Genomic DNA, 3,499 nt, shown 5'->3' with positions numbered 1-3,499 from the left:
CGGGGGACCGGGTGCGGTGGACCTCCTCGGGTGAGGTGGTCTTCGCCGGTCGTGCGGATGATCAGGTGAAGGTGCGTGGGTTCCGGGTGGAGCTGGGTGAGGTGCAGGCCGCGGTGGCGGCGCATCCGCAGGTCGCCCAGGCCGCCGTGGTGGCTCGTGAGGACACCCCTGGGGACACCCGCCTCATCGCCTATGTCGTCACACCCGATGCCGACAGCGCCCGTGATACCGAACTGCCCTCGGCGGTACGGAAGTTCGTGGGGCAGCGACTCCCGTCGCACATGGTTCCCTCGGCGGTGGTGGTGCTGGACGCGCTGCCGCTCACAGCCAACGGCAAGCTGGACCGCAAGGCGCTGCCCGCACCCGAGGCCGCCACGTCCCGGGCCGCCCGAGGTCCGTCCACCCCGCAGGAGGAGACCCTGTGCGAGGTGTTCGCCCAGGTCCTGGGCCTGGAGAGCGTGGGGGTGGAGGACGACTTCTTCGACCTCGGCGGCCACTCCCTGCTGGCGGTCCGGCTGGTGAGCCTGGTACGGGCGAGGCTCGGCGTGGAGGTGCCGCTGAGGGTGCTGCTGAACACTCCGACGGTCGCAGGGCTGGCGGAACAGCTTGGAAGTCAGAAGTCAGCCAGGCCGGCGTTGCGGCCGATGCGTAACAAGGAGGAGTCCTGATGATTCCGTTGTCTTTCGCGCAGCGCCGGCTGTGGTTCATCCAGCAGCTGGAGGGGCCAAGCCGGACCTACAACATCCCGGTGTCACTGCGGCTTTCGGGCGACGTGGACCGCGGGGCGCTCAGCGCCGCGCTGCGGGACGTCATCGGGCGGCACGAGGTGCTGCGGACGGTGTTCCCGACGGCCGGCGGTGAACCCCACCAGCGCATCCTGGACCTTGCGGATCTGGAGTGGGAACTGTCGCTGGTGGAGGTCGCACCGGCGGACCTCGCCGACGCGGTGGCCGAGGCCTCCGGGTACGCCTTCGACCTGTCCTCCGAGATCCCCATCCGTGCCTGGCTCTTCTCGGCGGGCCCGGACGAGCAGGTGCTGGTGGTCGTGGTCCACCACATCGCCAGCGACGGCTGGTCGAGGAAGCCGCTCGCCCGTGACGTCTCCGACGCCTATGCGGCGCGCTGCGAGGGGCGTGCCCCGGCGTGGGAGCCGTTGCCGGTGCAGTACGCCGACTACGCCCTCTGGCAGCGTGAACTGCTCGGTGACGAGAAGGACCCGGAGAGTGTGCTCTCCAAGCAGGTGGCGTACTGGCGGACGGCGCTGGAGGGTGCACCGGAGGAGCTGGCGCTGCCCTTCGACCGGCCCCGCCCCGCGGTGGCCAGTCACCGCGGGCACAGCGTGCCGCTTGCGGTGCCCGCCGAGGTCCACGCGCGTCTGGCGGAGGTGGCCCGCGACTCGGACGTGACGATGTTCATGGTGCTGCAGGCCGCGCTCGCCGTGCTGCTGTCGCGGCTGGGAGCGGGCACCGACATCCCCGTCGGGGCTGCTGTGGCCGGGCGTACGGATGTGGCCCTGGACGACCTGGTGGGCTTCTTCGTCAACACGCTGGTGATGCGTACCGACCTGTCCGGGGACCCGACCTTCACCGAGGTGCTCTCCCGGGTGCGGGAGGCCGGGTGGGGTGCTCTGGCCCACCAGGACGTGCCCTTCGAGCGGCTGGTGGAGGAGCTGTCCCCGACCAGGTCGCTGGCCCGGCACCCGTTGTTCCAGGTGATGCTCAGCCTGCAGAACACCGAAGGGGCGGCCCTGGAGCTGCCGGGTGTGCAGGCTGGTGCGGCCGCGCCGCCCACGGGCGCGCGGGCGGCGAAGTTCGACCTCGAGGTCGGCGTCGGAGAGGTGTTCGACGCCGAGGGCCGGCCGGCCGGACTGCGGGGCGGACTGGTCGCGGCTGCGGACCTGTTCGACGCGGAGTCGGTCGAGCGGATGGCTGACCGCTGGGTGCGGGTCCTCACGGCGCTGGCCGATGCCCCGGGACGTCCACTGAGCGCGGTGGACGTGCTCGACCCGGAGGAGCGGCAGCGGCTTCTGGTGGAGTGGAACGACACCGCGGCCGAGCTGCCGCAGGCCACCATGGTGCAGCTGTTCGAGGCGCAGGCCGCGCGCACTCCGGACGCGGTGGCGGTGGTGTGCGAGGGTGCCGAGCTGACCTACGGAGAGCTGGAGGAGCGGGCCAACCGGCTGTCCCGGTACCTGGCCGGCAAGGGGGTCGGCCCCGAGGCCAAGGTCGCCGTGGTGCTCGAGCGCGGCCTCGACCTGATGGTCGCACTGCTGGGTGTGCTGAAGGCGGGTGGCGCCTATCTGCCGATCGACCCGGCCTACCCGAGTGAGCGCATCTCCTACATGTTCGAGGATGCCGCGCCGGTGGCGGCGCTGGCCTCGGCGGGTACGGCCGGGGTGGTGCCGCCGTCGGCGGTGCCGGTGGTCGTCCTGGACTCGCCGGCGGTGGCGGAGTCCCTGGCGGCTCTGCCGTCGCAGCGGCTGGACGAGGCCGAGCGGGGGCTGCTGCCCGGTCATCCGGCGTATGTGATCTACACCTCCGGCTCCACCGGGCGGCCCAAGGGCGTGGTGGTGGAGCACCGCTCGGTCGCCGCCCTGCTGTCCTGGGCGTCCGGGGAGTTCGGCGGGGAGGAGTTCTCCCGGGTACTGGCCTCGACCTCGCTCAACTTCGACGTGTCGGTCTTCGAACTCTTCGGCCCCCTGGTGTCGGGGGGCAGCATCGAGATCGTCCGGGACCTGCTGGCGTTGGCCGACCCCGCACGGGGGACCTGGCCCGTCACCCTGATCAGTGCGGTTCCGTCCGCCTTCGCCCAGATCCTGGGCGGCACCGGACTCGACGTCCGGGCCCGTACGGTCGTCCTGGCCGGCGAGGCCCTCACCGCCCACGCGGTCGGCAGCATCCGCAAGGCGCTGCCCGGCGCCCGGGTCGCCAACATCTACGGCCCCACCGAGGCCACCGTCTACACCACCGCCTGGTACACCGACGAGGCGGTGGACGGCAATCCGCCCATCGGCCGGCCGATCTCGAACGTCCGGGTCCAGGTGCTGGACGAGGCCCTGCGGCCGGTGCCGGTGGGTGTGGCGGGCGAGCTGTACATCGCGGGCGCGGGACTGGCGCGCGGGTACCTCGGCCGCGCGGCCCTGACCGCGGAGCGGTTCGTTGCGGACCCGCACGGTCCGGCGGGCTCCCGGCTGTACCGCACCGGTGACCTGGTGCGGTGGCGCGCGGACGGGAACGTCGAGTACCTCGGCCGGGTCGACGAGCAGGTGAAGATCCGTGGCTTCCGGGTGGAGCTGGGTGAGGTGCAGGCCGCGGTCGCGGCGCATCCGCTGGTGGCCCAGGCCGCGGTGGTGGTGCGGGAGGACAATCCCGGTGACAAGCGCCTGGTCGCCTATGTCGTCGCGGAGGACGGCTGCAGCGCCGGCGACGAAGGCCTTCCGGCGTCGATCCGTGCGGGAGCGGCCCAGCGGCTGCCGGGACACATGGTGCCGTCGGCGGTG

At 72.3% G+C, this 3,499-nt stretch carries 2 protein-coding genes; both read left to right on the top strand.

What is annotated here, in order from left to right:
- Window positions 1-668, top strand: a 668-nt coding sequence (locus AOK09_RS30770; protein ID WP_157876104.1) for an AMP-binding enzyme, incomplete at its 5' end; no start/stop codon positions are given.
- Window positions 668-3,499: non-ribosomal peptide synthetase (locus AOK09_RS30765; protein ID WP_157876103.1), on the top strand; the 2,832-nt coding region annotated here is incomplete at its 3' end. The genes AOK09_RS30770 and AOK09_RS30765, both read left to right, overlap by 1 nt.

Source organism: Peterkaempfera griseoplana, from assembly GCF_001418575.1.
GTDB classification, from domain to species: domain Bacteria; phylum Actinomycetota; class Actinomycetes; order Streptomycetales; family Streptomycetaceae; genus Peterkaempfera; species Peterkaempfera griseoplana.
This window is presented reverse-complemented; position numbering and strand designations above follow the sequence as displayed.